Origin of the sequence: Dolichospermum circinale AWQC310F (assembly GCF_000426925.1) — a bacterium.
Classification (GTDB): Bacteria; Cyanobacteriota; Cyanobacteriia; order Cyanobacteriales; family Nostocaceae; genus Dolichospermum; species Dolichospermum circinale.
This window is the reverse complement of sequence record NZ_KE384679.1, coordinates 1-1286: the sequence shown is the minus strand read 5'-3', so window position 1 is coordinate 1286 and position 1286 is coordinate 1. Positions and strand designations below refer to the sequence as shown.

The window sequence follows — 1286 nt, the reverse complement described above, 5'->3', positions numbered from 1 at the left end:
TCCCTGTTCCCTGTTCCCTGTTCCCTGTTCCCTGTTCCCTGTTCCCTGTTCCCTGTTCCCTGTTCCCTAATTAATTATGACAACCGTTTTAGCTATTGAAACCAGTTGTGATGAAACTGCTGTTGCAATAATTAACAATCGTCAGGTCTGTAGTAGTATTGTTGCTTCACAAATTTCTGTTCATCAACAATACGGTGGCGTAGTCCCAGAAGTAGCATCACGTCAGCATTTAGAAACGCTGAATTATGAAATAGAACAAGCGATCGCCTCTAGTGATCTAAACTGGAGTCAGATTGATGGTATAGCTGCCACCTGTGCGCCTGGACTTGTAGGGGCATTACTGGTGGGATTAACAGCCGCCAAAACCCTGGCTATGGTACATGAGAAGCCTTTTTTGGGAGTACATCACCTGGAAGGTCACATTTGTGCGACCTATTTGACTGAGGCAAGTTTAAATCCCCCCTTTCTTAGCTTACTTGTTTCCGGGGGTCACACAAGCTTGATTTATGTCAAAGATTATGGTATATACGAAACTCTAGGGGAAACCCGTGATGATGCAGCCGGTGAAGCTTTTGATAAAGTAGCGCGGTTATTAAAATTGGGTTATCCCGGCGGACCAATAATTGATCAACTATCACAAATCGGTGATCCCCAAGCTTTTATATTCCCGGAGGGAAAAATTTCTTTACCTGGTGGGGGTTATCATCCTTATGATTGTAGCTTTAGCGGATTAAAGACAGCAGTATTACGTTTAGTGCAACAATTGGAAAAAGAGGGTAAAGAAGTACCAATAGCGGATATAGTAGCTAGTTTCCAGGATACTATAGCGCGATCGCTGACGAAAAGAGCGATCGCTTGCGCTCTTAATTATAAACTAGACACTATTACGGTAGGCGGTGGTGTAGCAGCAAATAGTGGACTCAGAAAGCATTTACAAGCAGCAGCCAATAAACATAGCTTGCGGGTTCTTTTCCCCCCCCTAAAATTTTGCACTGACAACGCGGCCATGATTGGCACTGCTGCTGCTGAACACCTCTCCCGTGGCCATAGATCATCTATGACATTAGGAGTGCATTCCCGGCTCTCCCTGAACCATGTCATGAAGTTATACGAAAATTAATTTCCAACCTATTAAAACCTATTAATTAAGTAATATTATTAAGTAATAAGTAGGTGAACGGAAAAAAACCGACATAAGTAACGAAAAGTAAAGTTGTCCAAAACCTGTTCCCTGTTCCCTGTTCCCTGTTCCCTGTTCCCTGTTCCCTGTTCCCTGTTCCCTGTTC

Annotated in this window: 1 protein-coding gene; it reads left to right on the top strand. The window is 43.5% G+C overall.

From position 1 onward, the window contains the following. Positions 1 to 76 precede the first annotated feature (76 nt). Positions 77 to 1120, top strand: coding sequence for a tRNA (adenosine(37)-N6)-threonylcarbamoyltransferase complex transferase subunit TsaD (tsaD, locus tag ACIR310F_RS0110230; protein ID WP_028083752.1), 1044 nt, complete (start codon positions 77 to 79; stop codon positions 1118 to 1120). Positions 1121 to 1286: the final 166 nt, after the last annotated feature.